Annotated in this window: 11 protein-coding genes; 6 read left to right on the forward strand and 5 right to left on the reverse strand. The window is 64.4% G+C overall.

From position 1 onward, the window contains the following. Positions 1–149: 149 nt before the first annotated feature. Together CSE6_RS21410 and CSE6_RS21415 are read left to right on the forward strand one after the other, a co-directional pair. Positions 150–1,328 carry a PLP-dependent aminotransferase family protein gene (locus CSE6_RS21410; RefSeq protein WP_059441426.1) on the forward strand — a complete coding sequence of 393 codons (1,179 nt, stop codon included), beginning with the start codon at positions 150–152 and terminating at the stop codon, positions 1,326–1,328. A 220-nt stretch (positions 1,329–1,548) separates the two neighbouring features. Then, positions 1,549–2,475, forward strand: a complete 927-nt coding sequence (locus CSE6_RS21415) for a PhzF family phenazine biosynthesis protein (RefSeq protein WP_083994783.1) — start codon at positions 1,549–1,551, stop codon at positions 2,473–2,475. Positions 2,476–2,489: 14 nt separating this feature from the next. Here CSE6_RS21415 and CSE6_RS21420 read toward each other — a convergent pair whose 3' ends face one another. The 3 genes from CSE6_RS21420 to CSE6_RS21430 form a co-directional block, all read right to left on the reverse strand. Then, entirely contained in the window at positions 2,490–3,149 is a 660-nt protein-coding gene (locus tag CSE6_RS21420; protein WP_034353083.1) for an ABC transporter ATP-binding protein, read from the reverse strand. A 166-nt stretch (positions 3,150–3,315) separates the two neighbouring features. Then, positions 3,316–4,968 carry an iron ABC transporter permease gene (locus tag CSE6_RS21425; RefSeq protein ID WP_034353081.1) on the reverse strand — a complete coding sequence of 551 codons (1,653 nt, stop codon included), beginning with the start codon at positions 4,966–4,968 and terminating at the stop codon, positions 3,316–3,318. Positions 4,969–5,111: 143 nt separating this feature from the next. Next, complete coding sequence (locus CSE6_RS21430; protein ID WP_034353197.1) at positions 5,112–6,140, reverse strand: extracellular solute-binding protein; 1,029 nt, start codon at positions 6,138–6,140, stop codon at positions 5,112–5,114. Between the two features lie 285 nt (positions 6,141–6,425). Between CSE6_RS21430 and CSE6_RS21435 the strand changes: the two genes are divergently transcribed. The 3 genes from CSE6_RS21435 to CSE6_RS21445 all read left to right on the forward strand — a co-directional run bounded on the left by CSE6_RS21435 (position 6,426) and on the right by CSE6_RS21445 (position 8,690). Further along, entirely contained in the window at positions 6,426–7,103 is a 678-nt protein-coding gene (locus tag CSE6_RS21435) for a histidine phosphatase family protein (protein ID WP_059441428.1), read from the forward strand. A 48-nt stretch (positions 7,104–7,151) separates the two neighbouring features. Continuing rightward, complete coding sequence (locus CSE6_RS21440; protein WP_059441429.1) at positions 7,152–7,601, forward strand: hypothetical protein; 450 nt, start codon at positions 7,152–7,154, stop codon at positions 7,599–7,601. A 102-nt stretch (positions 7,602–7,703) separates the two neighbouring features. After that, complete coding sequence (locus tag CSE6_RS21445; RefSeq protein ID WP_059441430.1) at positions 7,704–8,690, forward strand: tripartite tricarboxylate transporter substrate binding protein; 987 nt, start codon at positions 7,704–7,706, stop codon at positions 8,688–8,690. 105 nt (positions 8,691–8,795) lie between these two features. On the opposite strand, the gene CSE6_RS21450 is transcribed toward CSE6_RS21445, so the two are convergent. After that, positions 8,796–9,671 carry a creatininase family protein gene (locus tag CSE6_RS21450; RefSeq protein WP_083994784.1) on the reverse strand — a complete coding sequence of 292 codons (876 nt, stop codon included), beginning with the start codon at positions 9,669–9,671 and terminating at the stop codon, positions 8,796–8,798. 96 nt (positions 9,672–9,767) lie between these two features. On the opposite strand from CSE6_RS21450, the gene CSE6_RS21455 reads away from it, so the two are divergent. Further along, complete coding sequence (locus tag CSE6_RS21455) at positions 9,768–11,408, forward strand: MATE family efflux transporter (protein ID WP_059441431.1); 1,641 nt, start codon at positions 9,768–9,770, stop codon at positions 11,406–11,408. Here CSE6_RS21455 and CSE6_RS21460 read toward each other — a convergent pair. Continuing rightward, on the reverse strand, positions 11,395–12,369 hold the full coding sequence (locus tag CSE6_RS21460; RefSeq protein ID WP_059441432.1) for a tripartite tricarboxylate transporter substrate binding protein: 975 nt from the start codon (positions 12,367–12,369) through the stop codon (positions 11,395–11,397). The two genes, CSE6_RS21455 and CSE6_RS21460, sit on opposite strands and share 14 nt — an antisense overlap. Positions 12,370–12,497: the final 128 nt, after the last annotated feature.

Genomic DNA, 12,497 nt, shown 5'->3' on the forward strand with positions numbered 1-12,497 from the left:
CCTGCTGGTGCATGGTTGCAGCGCCTTGTGCGCCGCAACGATTGCATCCCGAGCCCCAAGCTCGGGCCGGCACATGCCCGACAACGGCGTGAGAATGCACACCGGCCAGCCCTGCCCGGGCTGGAAACGTAGAGATCGAGTACTGTTTTATGACAACCTGGACGCTGGCAGAACGTGCTGCCAAGATGAATTCCTCCGCCATCCGCGAGATCCTTAAGCTGACCGACCGCCCCGGCATCATCAGCATGGCTGGCGGCCTGCCTTCCCCCAAGGCCTTCCCCCTGGACGCGTTCACCGAAGCCTGCCAGACCGTGATGCAGCGCGACGGCGCCGCGGCCCTGCAGTACTCGACCACCGAGGGCTTTGCCCCGCTGCGCCAGGCGATTGCCGACTTCCTGCCTTGGAGCGTCGATCCCGAGCAGATCCTGATCACCACCGGCAGCCAGCAGGCGCTGGACCTGATCGGCAAGGTGTTCCTGGACAAGGGCAGCCGTCTGCTGGTCGAAAAGCCCACCTACCTGGGCGCCCTGCAGGCCTTCACCCCCATGGAGCCCGTGGCCGTGGGCGTGGACAGTGATGACGAAGGCATGCTGATCGAGGACTTTGCCAAGCAGATCGGCAGCGGCGCCGACAAGGCCCGACTGGCCTATGTGCTGCCCAACTTCCAGAACCCCACGGGCCGCACCATGAGTGATGCGCGCCGCCAGGCTCTGGTCGACAAGGCCAGGGAGCTGGACATTCCCCTGATCGAGGACAACCCCTACGGCGACCTCTGGTACGAACAGGAGCCCCCTCTGCCCCTGGCTGCACGCAACCCCGAGGGTGTGATCTACATGGGCTCGTTCTCCAAGGTGCTGGCCCCCGGCCTGCGCATCGGCTTCATCGTCGCGCCCAAGTCCGTGTATGGCAAGCTGACCCAGGCCAAGCAGGCCGCCGATCTGCACACCCCCAGTTTCAACCAGCGCGTGGTGGCCGAAGTCATCAAGGACGGTTTCCTGGATCGCCATGTGCCCACCATCCGTGCCATGTACAAGGCTCAGCGCGATGTGATGCTGATGGCTCTGGAGCGCGAGATGGCCGGCCTCGACGTGAAGTGGACACGTCCTGTGGGCGGCATGTTCCTCTGGGTCAGGTTGCCTGCGGGCATGGACGCCCAGGCCCTGCTGGCCAAGGCCGTGGAGCGCAATATGGCTTTCGTGCCCGGCGCGCCCTTCTACGCCGGCGATGCACAGAACAACACGCTGCGCCTGTCGTATGTGACGGTGTCTGCCGAGCAGATCAACGTCGGCATCAAGTCCCTGGCCGAGGCCATCAAGGCCAGCTTGTGATCTGAAGGCCCCCTGAGCGGCTTTGCCACCTCCCCCTCTCTGGCGCTTTGCGCCGGAGGGGGACGACAGCCTCGGTGCGCGGCGGCGCTTCCTCGCTGTCTCTGATACCCCATGGCATGTGAAATGCCACATCGACCGGCTCTGCGCCGGTTTTTCTTTTTGCCGACAATCGCTGCCCATGTCTGCCTCCGCACATACCAGCCCTCTCTCTCGTCCCTATATGACCGTGGACGTGTTCACGCATACCGCGCTGCTCGGCAACCCCGTGGCCGTGGTGCTGGGTGCCGATGGCTTGAGCGATGCGCAGATGCAGGCCTTCGCGCGCTGGACCAATCTGTCGGAAACCACTTTTGTGCTGCAGCCCACGCCCGAGGGGCTGGCTGCGGGCGCCGACTACCAGCTGCGTATCTTCACGCCTGCGGGCGAGCTGGCTTTTGCCGGCCACCCCACGCTGGGCAGCTGCCATGCCTGGCTGGCCCAGGGCGGCCAGCCACGCAACCCCGAACAGGTACTGCAGGAATGTAGAAAAGGCTTGGTCGCCATTGGCTGCGATGCGCAAGGCGCTCTTTTTTTCGAAGCCCCCTCACTCGACTCTCAGGAGATTTCCGAAGAGGAACTGGCACCCGTGCTGCAGGCTCTGGGCCTGCAGCGTGAGCAGTTGCTGATGGCACGCAGCCTCTACAACGGCTCGCCCTGGCTGGGAATGCTGCTGGACCACCCCGATACGGTTCTGAGTGTGGAGCCAGACTTTGGCGCACTCAAAAAGCTGGGTGCCAAAGCCGGTCTGGCGGCCATTTATGAGGTGGCAGAGGATGCCCCGCTGATTGGCCGCTCCAGCCGCGAGGCCCGCGCTTTTGCCAAGCAGGCGGAAGAAGCAGCTCAAGAAAAAGTGACCTCAGCGCAACCACGTCTGGAAGTGCGCGCCCTGATCGGCGATACCGCGAGCGAAGACCCTGTCACCGGCAGCCTGAATGCAGCGCTGGCCCAATGGCTGACGGGCGAGGGTCTGCTGCAGACTCCCTATATCGCCGCGCAAGGCGTATGCGTGGGCCGTGACGGACAGGTTCATGTCCAGACCGCAGCCAACGGCAAGCTCTGGGTAGGCGGCCACACCGTGACCGTCACCTCAGGCCGCGTCCTGCTTTAAACTTCAGGGCCGGCTCAGAGCTGAACTGGCGTCATCCTGCAGATCTGGTCGGCCATGGTTTCGGCCTCCTGCGCGTTGTGCGTGACCAGAATCGCCGTCTGCCCGGTGGCCCGCAGAATGTCGCGGACCTCCAGCGTCAGGCGCTCGCGCGTGGCGGCATCGAGATTGGAAAATGGCTCATCGAGCAGCAGCAAGGCCGGGGACGGCGCCAGGGCCCGCGCCAGCGCCACACGCTGCTGCTGACCGCCGGACAGCTCGTGCGGGAACTTGCTACCTGAATTCGCCAGCCCCACCACGGCAAGCAGCTCCTGCACACGCTTGTCGCGCTCTGGCTTGCCCATGCGGCGCAGGCCGAAGCCCACGTTCTGCACGGCCGTCAAATGCGGGAACAGCCCGTACTCCTGAAACATCATGCCCACATGGCGCTGCTCGGGAGGCAGATGCGTGCCGGGGCCGGAGAGCAATACCTCGCCCAGATGAATGCTGCCCGCGCGCACCGGCTCAAAACCCGCAATCGCTCGCAGCACGGAGGTCTTGCCGCAGCCCGAGGGACCCAGCAGGCTGGCGATATGACCTGCAGGCACCTGCAGATCAAAGCCCTGCAGCACGGTGTGCAAGCCCTTGGGCGTGTCATAGCCCAGTTGCAGCTGCGCAATTTGTAGAGAGGCGGTCATGCAGTCACTTCATCACGACTTATGCAAAACGGATTCGGGCAAGACGACTGCCTCAGGAGGCCGTCCGTTGCTGCATTCTTGTTTGCACAAGTCCTGTTCATCCTATTCATATTCAATAGCTGCTTGCGCAATACCCATAAGCGCTTGAGCCGATTTTCATGCATATTCATCGCTGACTACCCGACAGCTGGGCACGCGCCAGCAGCATGACGGGAACCAGCCCCGCGATCACAATGCACAGCGCGGCGATCGCGCCCTCCTCATAGGTGCCGCGCGCGGCTTCGGCATAGAGCCAGGTGGCCAGGGTATCGAAATCGGCCGGGCGCAGCAGCAAGGTGGCGGGCAGCTCCTTCATGGCGTCGACAAACACCAGCATGGCACTAGTGGCCATGGCGGGCCGCAGCAGCGGCAGATGCACGCGGCGCAGCGTGCCCAGGCGGCTTTCGCCCAGCAGGCGCGAGGCCTGCTCCAGCGTCGGCGGAATACGCACCAGTCCGGCCTCGATACCGCCCACGGGCATGACCAGAAAGCGAATCACGCAGGCAGCCACCAGCACAATGCCCTGCCCCATCAGCGGCAGGCCGCCCATACCGAACAGCTGGGCCAGCCCGGCGTCGAACGCCAGCGCTGGCGTCAACAGGCCGATGGCCAGCACCGTGCCCGGCACGGCGTAGCCCAGCGCCGCCAACTGCGCTGGCCAGCGTGACGGCGCTCGCGTGCTGATGCCGGTGCGCGTGGCCCAGGCCACAACAAGACCCGCGGCCACCGCGATCACGGTCACGCCCAGCGCCAGTCCCAGCGTGTTGAGCAGACTGGAGACCAGGCCCTCGGACACGCCCGAGCCCTGCACCAGACGCTTGCCGCTTTCCCAGGCCAGATAGGCAGCTGGCGCAGCAAAGCCGATCAGCACCGGCAGGCTGCAGGCCAGTGTTGCCAGCCAGGCCCTGCCTGCGGGCAGGCGGTGCGGCGCTATGGCCCGCATGCGCTGGGCCGAGCCAAAGCGCTGACGACTGCGCCCCTGACGCTCCAGCCAGACCAGTGCCACCACGGCCAGCAGCATGGAGCAGGCAATCTGCGCGGCACCAGCCAGATCGGAGCGCGTGACCCAGGTGGTGTAGATCGACACCGTGAGCGTGTGCACGCCCAGAAACTCGGACGCCCCGATATCGTTGAGTGTCTCCAGCAGAGCCAGGCTCAGACCCACGACCAGCGCCGGCCGCGCCATGGGCAGGGCCACGCGCCAAAAAGCACCCCAGCGGGTCTCACCCAGCGAGCGTGCGGCCTCCATCAGATGCGCCGGCTGGGTCATGAACATGGAGCGCGCCGTCATGTACACATAGGGGTAGAGCGTGAAGCCCAGCACAAAGATCGCACCGCCCATGGAGCGAAGATCGGGCAGGCGCCACTGGCGCGGGCTGTCGTAACCCAGCAACCAGCGCAGCGCGCCTTGCACCGGGCCTATGGGGTGAAGCAGGTCCAGATAGGCAAAGGCCACGATATAGGCCGGCATGGCCAGCGGCAGCAGCAGCGCCCAGTGCAGCCAGCGCCGCCCCGGAAAATCACAGGCCGTCACCAGCCAGGCACAGCCCGTGCCCACCACCAGCACCACCAGGCCCACCCCGCCCAGCAGCCAGGCCGTATTGGCAGCGGCATCGGGCAGCACATAGCGCAGCAGATCCTGCCAGTGCGCCCAGTCCGCCCCCAGCGCCAGCCAGGCCAGCGAGGCAATGGGCGCAAACACCCCCAGCGCAATCAACCAGCTTGCGCCCTGCCACACCGGCCCGACGGGTCTGAGCCCTGAACGAAGATAAGAAAACATCAAAAAATCAAAAAGGAAACGGCCCTTGGACAGGCATGCTCCATCAAAGGAACACCGAGCAAGAGCCGCCTCGCAGCGAAGGTGTTGTCCCCCTCCCGCGAAGCGAGAGAGGGGGAAGGCGCATCAGCGCCTCAGGGGGCTACTTATTTATCAAATCCCACCTTGTCGACCAGCACGCTGGCAGCCTTGCGGTGCTTGGCGATCTCGGTCAGCGGCAGCGGATCGATCTTGATCTCGCCAATGCTCTGGGCCACCACGGGGTCCAGCGCCACACCCTTGCGCACAGGGTGCTCGTAGTTGGCCTGGGCGTACATATTCTGAGCCGGCTCGGAGACCAGGAACTCCAGCAGCTTCACGGCCTGATCGCGGTTGGGCGCGTGCTTGGCCACCGAGGCGCCGCTGATATTGATATGCGTGCCGCTCTTGGGGTCGTTGAAAGTAGGCTTGACGACCTTGATGGCATCGCCCCACTTGCGTGCGTCCGTACCTTCCTTGGCCGCCTTCATATGGCCCACGTAATAGGTGTTGGCCAGGCCCACATCGCAGATGCCGCCCAGAATGTCGCGCGCCACATCGCGGTCGCCGCCCGTGGCCTTGCGCGCCAGATTGGCCTTGACGCCCTTGAGCCACTGTTCGGTCTTGGCTTCGCCGTCATGGGCAATCATGGCGGCAATCAGCGCCGTGTTGTACGGGTGCTGGCCGGCACGGCTGCAGACCTTGCCCTTGAACTGCGGCTTGGCCAGGTCTTCATAGCGGAAGGCGCCGATCTTCATGTCCTTTTCGGCATACAGCACGCGGGCCCGCATGGACAGCGCAAACCACTGGTTGTCTGCGGCGCGAAGCTGGGCCGGGATGGCCGCCTCCAGCGTGCTGGACTTGACGGGCTGGGTCACGCCACCGTCCACCAGATCCAGCAGATTGCCGATATCCACCGTCATCAGCACGTCGGCAGGCGAGCGCTGACCTTCGGCCTTGACGCGCTCCAGCAGGCCGTCCTTGACGAACACCGTCTTCACGCCGATCTTGGTCTGTGCCGTGAAGGCCGCCAGCAAGGGCTGGATCAGAGCCGGTTCACGGGTGGTGTAGAGCGTGATGTCCTCTGCGTGAGCGGACAGCGCAGGGGCGCACAGGCTGGCAACGGCGGCCAGTGCAAACAGGGGTCGTCGAAACATGAAGGGCTCCAGAAGGTGAACAGGCATAAAAAAACACGCTCCGCTTTGAAACCGACAAGCCTCCTGCCAGCCAAGTGCAGGAGATCCGTGAACCAGTACCGAAAGCGGAGCGTGTTTTTATGTTTTTGAGAATAGCTCTCAACTATCTTAACCGAGCGCCAGGCCATGCCCGCACCTCAATCCCGATGCGGGATGCGGAAATGCGAACCAGTCCGCTGTCACCCAAGCGCCACCTGGTCGCAGGCATGACAGCGCAGCAAGCGGCCAAGGCCCAACATCCGCGCCATGGGAAACCTCTACCTTGTGCGCCATGGCCAGGCCTCGTTTGGCGCGGATGATTACGACCAGCTCAGCCCACGCGGGCAGGAACAGGCCGTGCGCCTGGGTGAATACTGGCGTGAGCGAGGTCTGAAGTTCGACGCCGTCTATGCAGGCACGCTCAAGCGCCATCAGCAGACGCTGGCCGGCATCATCCAGGGCATGGGCAGCGCTTCCGGCCCCGAGGCACAAAGCCGGCCCGGACTCAACGAGTACGACAGCGAAGCCCTGCTGCGCGCCATCCACCCGGCCCCCCTGCCCAGACCCGATACGCCCGAGCTGTACCGCCATCATTTCCGTCTGCTGTGCGACGCACTGGCGCAATGGATGGGAGGCACCATCAGCCCGCAGGGCATGCCCGACTGGAACGGCTTTGCGGACGGCGTGCACCAGGTGCTCGAGGAGATACGCCACCAGCACAGCGGCCAGAACGTGCTGCTGGTCAGCAGCGGCGGTCCCATCTCCACTGCCGTGGGCCAGGTGCTTGGCACCGCGCCCGAGGTGACCATCGCCCTCAATATGCGACTGCGCAATATTGCGGTGACGGAGTTCAGCATCAGCCCCAAGCGCCTGATGCTGCAAAGCTTCAACACGCTCAACCATCTCGATAGCGCCGAATACAGAAGCTGGATCACCAGCGCCTGATCCCCCTCATGCCAGGAGCCGGCCAACGCAAAGTGCTACAAAGCCGCAATGGACTCCATCTTTCTCACCCTTGGCGATACGGCGCTGACGCTTGACATCGGCGCGCAGCAGCACCGGCTGCCCATCGGCATCGCCACCCTGGCCAAGGCCTTTGCCCAGCGCATGCCCAATGCGCTGATGCTGGAAAACGCGATTGCCGATGTGGAGGATGCCGTCATGCCGGCCGGGCGCTGGCTGCCTGCAGGCTCCAGTCTGCTGCAAACGACAGACCCGCTGCTACGGCAGTTGATCCACAGCGCCACGGCCGACCCGCAAGCCACACAGGCCTCGCGCGATGCGATCGAGAACCTGTTCGAGCTGCTGGCGCGCCAGGCCCAGCAGCCCGGCCATGCCGACCCGCATTTGCCGCAGACCGCTGAACATGCAGCCGCCCTGCTTATCTTGCGCGAAGCCATGCATCACTGGGGGCTGACTGCCCTGCAAGCAAGCGGTAACTAGCCATACCTGTGCGGCATAGCAGACAGAACGCTTTGCGGCTGCCTCCGGGCATCTTTCGGCGGCACACTCTCTGGATAAAAAGTTTCAGACAGAAGGACAAGCATGAAACGCCGCAGTTTTACCCAATCCCTGATCAGTGCCGCAGCGGGGGCTGCCCTGCTGAGCGGATTAGCCACCACCGCCCAGGCCGAAGGCCTTTCCAACCGCCCCATCCGCATCGTCGTACCCTTTGGTGCCGGCGGCGTGGCCGATGTGACGGCCCGTGTGGTGGCGCAGCAGCTGTCCACCCAGCTCGGCCAGCCCGTGGTCATAGACAACAAGCCCAGCGCGGGCGGTATCGTGGCGGCCGACACCGTGGCCAAGGCTGCGCCCGACGGACATACGCTGTTTCTCATGTCCAACGGCAGCGCCGTCACGGTGAATCTGTTCAACAGTCTGCCCTTCGACATGGTCAAGGACCTGACGCCCATCTCCACGCTGGGCTACTTTGAAATTGGCGTCATCACCGATGCCAAGTCGCCCTTCAAGAACCTGGGCGAGCTGGTGAGCTATGCCAAGGCCAATCCCGGCAAGCTGAATCTGGGCAGCATCAATGTGGGCAGCACCCAGCACCTGGCGGCCGAGCTGTTCAAGACCACGGCCGGCATCGATGCGCAGATCGTGCCCTTCAACGGCACGCCCGCCGTGGTGACGGCGCTGCGTGGCAAGCAGATCGATGCGGCCGTGGAAATTCTCACGCCCATCATGGGCCAGATCAATTCCAAGGCCGTGAACCTGCTCGCGGTGACGGGCGAGAAGCGCTCGCCACTGCTGCCCAATGTGCCCACGGCCCAGGAATCCGGCGTCAAGGGCTTTGTGGCCTCGTCCTGGAATGCGCTGGCTGCGCCCTCCAAGACACCAGCCCCCGTGATCGCGCGTCTGAACAAGGAAATCAACGCCGCCGTCAACAACCCCGAGGTCGCCAAGAAGCTGCGCGAACTGAATGTGCAGGCCCAGGCCAGCACCCCCGAGCAGACCGCCAAGCTGCTGCAGTCGGAAATCAAGCGCTGGGGCGATGTCATCACCACGGCCAAGATTCCGAAACAGTGATACTGATAGCTATGCTTTCAGTAGCTTATAGCGATTGATAGCATTGATTTTCAATACAAAACAGCCTGCAAATGCAGGCTGTTATTGCGTAAAAAGCTCCTGAATTCAAAGCGGCTGTGGTTGATTTCCCACCGTGCTCAGGGGAAGGTCATGAATTTCGCCCAGCAACCTGACCAGGCCCTGAGCCGATGAACGCACCATGGCCGCGCCACGCTCGGCCGTCGCGGCGGCGGAGTTGCCCACGGCTCCGGCCGGGTTGTAGTCCTCGATGGCCCAGCCCAGCTTGGCGCTGCGGCCATTGCCGATGAAGTGGTATTTGCCGGCCCGCTGCTCAGAGCTGGAAGCGAAGTTCTGCGCACGCTCCATATGCACGGTCTCGGGCGCCAGGTGCAGCAGCATCGAGGTCTCCACTTCGCCGCCGTGAATGCCGAAGCGATGCTCATGCGCGCAGAACTGCTGGTTGGCCGCATCGTCCACCAGCCCGAACCAGCTGGCGCTGTAGACCAGCAGGCCATGCCGGATGCGCAGCTCGCGCGCAACGATGTCCATCACGCTGACCTGGCCACCATGACCGTTGAGCAGCAGCAGCTTCCTGATGCCGGCGCGCGCCACGCAGGCGCCCAGCTCCGTCCACAGAGCAATCAGCGTGGCCGGCTGCAGGCTCAAGGTGCCTGCATAGTTCGTATGCTCGACCGAAAAACCGATGTTCTGCGGCGGCAGAAACAGCACCGGCAGCTCGGCTGGCAGTTGGGCCAGAGCGGCATCGATGACGCCCTCTATCAGGCTGGCATCCACCGACAGCGGCAGGTGCGGCCCATGCTGCTCCACCGCTGCCACGGGCAGCACGGCCACGGTGTCTGCGGCCAGGCCATTGTTCTGGGCCAGGGCAAAGTCATGGGCCGAGGCCTGGACCCAGAAGCGCGAGGGCCAGCGGGGAAGCGCGCTTGCGGGAGTGGTCGGGGTATTGCTCATGGCCATCATCGTAGCTGCGCCAGCGCCCCGAAACCACCACATGCCCCGGATTCCGGGCCCACCGCCCGTCAACCGCAACCAGCCGACATGCCCCACAATGGGCCGATGCCTGAAGCCTCCGCCAGCGCCCCGCGCCAGAGTGCGCGCACCGCCAACTCCAAGCCCCAGACCCGCGACCTGACCCAGGGCCCGATTGCCAGCACCTTGCTGGTCTTTGCCCTGCCGATCCTGGCCGGCAATGTGCTGCAGTCGCTCAACGGCTCGGTCAATGCCATCTGGGTCGGCGGCCACCTGGGCGAGGCCGCGCTGACGGCCACCGCCAATGCCAACAACGTGATGTTTGCGCTGATCGGCGCGGTGTTCGGCATCAGCATGGCGACCAATATCCTGATTGCCCAGAGCATGGGGTCGAAAAACATCGCGCAAGCCAAACGTGTGCTTGGCACCAGCGCGACGTTTTTTGGTGTTGTCTCGCTGCTGATTGCCCTGCTGGGCTGGCCGCTGTCGCGCCATCTCATGCTGTGGATGAGCACACCCGAAGCAGCGCTGCCGCTGGCCGAGGCTTATCTCAAGGTCATCTTTCTGGCCATTCCGCTGCTGTTCATGTTCAGCTTTGTAACGGCGGCCCTGCGCGGCGCGGGAGACACCAGAACGCCGTTCTGGTTTCTGCTCGTTGTCGTGGCGCTGGACATGGCGCTCAACCCTCTGCTGATCTTTGGCTGGGGCCCCGTGCCGCGCATGGGCATCCAGGGCTCGGCCGTGGCCACGCTGATTGCCAATGCCGTGAGCTTTTTTGCCCTGCTGGGATGGCTGCGCCTGCGCCGCCATCCCTTGTGGATAGGTCGCCGGCAGCTGGGACTGTTCAAGCCCGATCTGACGATCGTGCGCACTCTGGTGGTCAAGGGCCTGCCCATGGGCGTGCAGATCGTGATGATCTCGCTGGCCATGATCGCCATGATTTCCATGGTCAATGAGCATGGCGTGCAGACGGCATCCGCCTATAGCGCAGCGCTGCAACTGTGGACCTATGTGCAGATGCCGGCCATGGCCATAGGCGCGGCCTGTTCGTCCATGGCGGCGCAGAACGTGGGGGCGGGCCTCTGGCAGCGTGTCAGCGCCACGGCCAATGCAGGCATGCTGGGCAACCTCTTGATGACGGGCAGCCTGATCGTCCTCATCGTGCTGCTGGACCGCCATGTGCTGGGCTGGTTTCTGCCAAGCGGCAGCCCCTCACTGGAGGTGGCCCGCCACCTCAACCACATTGCCATAGGCTCCTTCCTCTTCTTCGGCGTGACCTTTGTGCTGGCCGGCGTGGTGCGTTCGACGGGTGCCGTCATGGCGCCAGTGCTCATCCTGGCAATTGCCATGTGGGGCATACGCGTGCCCGTGGCGCGCTGGCTGCAACCCGTGATGGGCGTGGATGCCATCTGGTGGAGCTTTCCCATCAGCTCCGTCTGCTCCATGCTGATGATGCTGGCCTATTACCGCTGGGGCCACTGGCGCCAGGCGCATATGCTGCCGGCTGCAGCCCAGGCCCCGGCACAGCCCGCAAGGACGAAGGCGCAGGCCCAGACGGCAGAGGAACTCCAAGCACAGGCCCCCGTGGACAGCGATGCGCTGATGGCCAGTGCCGAGCCTTGCAAGCGCATCGCCATCCCAGCCGAGGTGGGCGGGCAGCCGCCCAGCTCCGTCGCCAACCTGGCCGCGGAGGCCGGATCTGCTTCGCGCGAAGCTAGCCCAGGGTGATGCCTGTTTCCTTGACGATGCGCTTCCAGCGCTCATGGTCGGCGGCAATGAGCCGACCGAACTCCTGGGGCGTGCTGCGCCGCGGCATGTAGTTGTAGCCGGCAAGCCTGGCCAGCACATCAGGCATCTGCATGATCTTGTCCATCTGCTGGGCCAGATAGCCCACGATGTCCTGAGGCGTACCCTTGGGAGCCAGCAGCCCCGACCAGGAATTGAAATCCATGCCCGCTATGCCCAGCTCGCGCAGCGTGGGCAGCTGCGCAAAGGTCGGTACACGCTGGGGCAGCAGCACGGCCAGGGCCTTGACCTTGCCTGCGCGAATCATCTCCACCGAGGTGAAGGAGTCGAACGAAAAGTCCACCTCGCCCGCCACCACGGCCTGCATCTGCGGGCCCGTGCCCTTGTACTGGGCATTCACGATGCCCGGTGCCTCGATCACTTTCTTGAACTGCTCGGTGATCAGCGAAATCATGCTGCTGCCCGAGGAGGCGCTCAGCGGCTTGCCCTGCTTGGCCATGGCCGTCAGCTCCTGCATGCTGTTGACGGGCAGGTCCTTGCGCGGAATCACCACAAAGCCCACATCGCACAGATGGCTGATGGGCTCGAAGCTGGCCAGCGCCTCGTAGCCGGTCTTGTAGAGCACTGGGCTCAGGGTCTGCGCTCCCGCCGTGTTCATCAGCAAGGTATAGCCATCGGGTGCTGCGCGGGCCGCCAGCTCGGAGCCTATGACGCCGTTGGCGCCACTCTTGTTGTCGACCACGAAGGACTGGCCCGCAAGTTCGCCCAGCTTCTGCATGGTCAGCCGGGCCACGACGTCGGTGGTGCCACCGGCCGGAAACGGCACGATGACTCGTACCGGCTTGTCCGGATAGCCGGGCGCAGCGGCCGCATGCCAGGGCAGCGCGGTGGCAGCACAGGCAGCCGAGGTGGCAAGAAAGCGGCGGCGTGAGGTATTCACCATAATGCTTGTCTCCTGTAATTGCCCGGCAACGGACTCCTGCGACCGGCTCCGGCTCCGGCTGCGGGCTGCGGGCTGCGGGCTGTTTGAGCCTTGCAGGCCGAGCCATGATGGAGTCCGCCCGCGCCTTC

Origin of the sequence: Comamonas sp. E6 (assembly GCF_001010305.1) — a bacterium.
Classification (GTDB): Bacteria; Pseudomonadota; Gammaproteobacteria; order Burkholderiales; family Burkholderiaceae_C; genus Comamonas; species Comamonas thiooxydans.

Bases quoted from the DNA above. Each gene is read 5' to 3' on its own strand.
- CSE6_RS21410 (WP_059441426.1), top strand. From the start codon at position 150: ATGACAACCTGGACGCTGGCAGAACGTGCTGCCAAGATGAATTCCTCC.
- CSE6_RS21415 (WP_083994783.1), top strand. From the start codon at position 1,549: ATGACCGTGGACGTGTTCACGCATACCGCGCTGCTCGGCAACCCCGTG.
- CSE6_RS21420 (WP_034353083.1), bottom strand. From the start codon at position 3,149: ATGACCGCCTCTCTACAAATTGCGCAGCTGCAACTGGGCTATGACACG.
- CSE6_RS21425 (WP_034353081.1), bottom strand. From the start codon at position 4,968: ATGTTTTCTTATCTTCGTTCAGGGCTCAGACCCGTCGGGCCGGTGTGG.
- CSE6_RS21430 (WP_034353197.1), bottom strand. From the start codon at position 6,140: ATGTTTCGACGACCCCTGTTTGCACTGGCCGCCGTTGCCAGCCTGTGC.
- CSE6_RS21435 (WP_059441428.1), top strand. From the start codon at position 6,426: ATGGGAAACCTCTACCTTGTGCGCCATGGCCAGGCCTCGTTTGGCGCG.
- CSE6_RS21440 (WP_059441429.1), top strand. From the start codon at position 7,152: ATGGACTCCATCTTTCTCACCCTTGGCGATACGGCGCTGACGCTTGAC.
- CSE6_RS21445 (WP_059441430.1), top strand. From the start codon at position 7,704: ATGAAACGCCGCAGTTTTACCCAATCCCTGATCAGTGCCGCAGCGGGG.
- CSE6_RS21450 (WP_083994784.1), bottom strand. From the start codon at position 9,671: ATGATGGCCATGAGCAATACCCCGACCACTCCCGCAAGCGCGCTTCCC.
- CSE6_RS21455 (WP_059441431.1), top strand. From the start codon at position 9,768: ATGCCTGAAGCCTCCGCCAGCGCCCCGCGCCAGAGTGCGCGCACCGCC.
- CSE6_RS21460 (WP_059441432.1), bottom strand. From the start codon at position 12,369: ATGGTGAATACCTCACGCCGCCGCTTTCTTGCCACCTCGGCTGCCTGT.